We start from the raw sequence: 1,717 nt of genomic DNA on the forward strand, positions 1-1,717 counted from the left end.
GGCTAAGGTTTTAGCATTTTTTTAATGAGTCATTTTCATTAAAGCTATGCGACAGACAATTAACCAAACTCCCTAAATATTTTAAATCCATAACTATAATAAAGAGAAAAATATGTCTATTAATCAAACCATAAAAGTAGTTGATGATAATAATCATAATCTGAATGACGAAGCACAAGTAAGAGATGAGCGTAGATTACAAGCTGATCCTAAACAAGCGCCTTCTATTGATCAGAATGTAGATACTGAGATCAGTAACAAAGGCAATCTAGAGCCTGGTGATTATGAAGGTAGAAAGCATAAGCCCGACATCGATGGACCACAACAAGCTTCTCAAGAAACTGATGATGTCTATGAAGATGGTCGCGAAAAGGATGCTAAATTACCGCCAGCGGGTAAAAATGTCGGTGATTTAAACGCCTTTGATTTAGGTCGTCATGATAACGACTAGGTCGTTACATTAATTACTATAATAAAATAAATAGTGTGACAGTAAATGGCAATTTTAAAATAAATGCCATTTATTAAAAGTCTCATTGAAAAAAAAAGACCCACTAACTATAGTTGGTGGGTCTTTTTTTATTTGATAAGCTTAGGGACTCAAATTTGCAGCTTACTAATTTATAGGGGAGGATCATTACTTTAAGCCGGAATACCACTATGAAATCTTAACTCGGTATCTGGACTATTGATCAGCTCGGCTTCAACTTGCTTAAAAAAAGCAATACGTTGATCAATATTCATAGTCTCCTCATCGGTATTGATACTGCCATTAGTGGCTTTTGATAAGGCTTCAAGATCCACACTTGACCCGTCTTTGGGCTCCAATGAGCGGGCAAGAGTGATATAGTCTTCATAATGACGGCTTTCGGACTTGAGCAGATAGCGATAATATTTTGCCAAACGCTCATCATCAACCACTTCACTTAAGGCGGCAAAACGTTCACAAGATCGAGCCTCAATAAAGGCCCCGATAATCAGAATATCAATCATCGCAGCGGGTTCATAAGTGCGTTTGTGTTTTAGCATACCTTTAGCATAGCGGCTGGCGGGTAAATGCCGCCACTTTTGGCCGCGCTCCTCCATAATTCCCACCACTTGCTCATAATGTAGCATTTCCTCACGGATTAACTGCGCCAGCTTCATTTGCAGATCTTGATGGAACTCATAACGGAATATTAAGTTCATCGCAGTGCCTGCGGCTTTTTTCTCACAGTTGGCATGATCTTGAATAATAGTCGGTAAATCATTGACGGCCGCTTCAAGCCAAGCTTTAGGGGTAGGGGCCCCCAAGAAATCATGAATGTGAGAGATATCCGTTTTGGCAGGAGCAGTCACGGTGTTGTTTTGGTCATTAAGAAGATCGTCACTCATAATAGCAGCTCATTTATACCTTTGACTAAGCCAGACAGCAGGTGCAAATCAATAAGGTTATATTTTATTCAGGTTGATTGTGTATTCGGATTACAAGGTGTTTAGGTTAAAGGATATTCAGATTAAAGGGCATAAAGCTAAAAAAGACTATTGTAACAAATTAGAGGTAACATATTAGGCAAAGTTATACTTCTAGCTTTCAGTAGCTTAGTTTATGGCCTTGAAATTAATGCTAATAAGGCACTATTTAGGGCTATAAAAATCTTTTGTTACAGCTGCTAACGACGAATTAATGACAAAGAACTGATAAGCTCTCTCTAAAAATATTAGTTAATATATTGAT

General features: G+C 37.9%; 2 protein-coding genes. One reads left to right on the plus strand and one right to left on the minus strand.

Features of this window, described 5'->3' with window-relative positions:
• Positions 1–112 precede the first annotated feature (112 nt).
• Entirely contained in the window at positions 113–451 is a 339-nt protein-coding gene (locus A1019T_RS12850) for a hypothetical protein (protein WP_077452124.1), read from the plus strand.
• 191 nt (positions 452–642) lie between these two features.
• Here A1019T_RS12850 and A1019T_RS12855 read toward each other — a convergent pair whose 3' ends face one another.
• Positions 643–1,374: a MiaE family protein gene (locus A1019T_RS12855; protein WP_077452126.1), complete on the minus strand. Its 732-nt coding sequence runs from the start codon at positions 1,372–1,374 to the stop codon at positions 643–645.
• Between the last annotated feature and the right edge of the window lie 343 nt (positions 1,375–1,717).

The organism is Psychrobacter piechaudii (genome assembly GCF_900162825.1).
GTDB classification, from domain to species: Bacteria; Pseudomonadota; Gammaproteobacteria; order Pseudomonadales; family Moraxellaceae; genus Psychrobacter; species Psychrobacter piechaudii.